Below are 232 nucleotides of genomic sequence, written 5' to 3' on the forward strand. Positions count from 1 at the left end.
CTTTACAATGGGCCATTAATCCATTTACTAGCGTTCCTTTGTAATGACCTGGAGCAGGGTGAACGACCATTCCCCGGGGTTTATTAACCACAAGAACATCTGAGTCTTCATAGACGATATCCAAGTTCAACTCCTCTGGCTCTATATTTAACGGTTCTAAATCTGGTTCTGTAATTTCAATGTCATCCCCTAGTGCAATTTTATAATTACTTTTAATGTTCTCACCATTTAC

Annotated in this window: 1 pseudogene; it reads right to left on the reverse strand. The window is 38.8% G+C overall.

Going from position 1 to position 232, the window contains the following annotated elements:
* Positions 1-232, reverse strand: a pseudogene (locus AOA62_RS32375) (RNA pseudouridine synthase); the annotation flags it as partial.

Source organism: Pseudomonas sp. 2995-3 (genome assembly GCF_002742565.1).
In the GTDB taxonomy this organism is placed as follows: Bacteria; Pseudomonadota; Gammaproteobacteria; order Pseudomonadales; family Pseudomonadaceae; genus Aquipseudomonas; species Aquipseudomonas edaphica.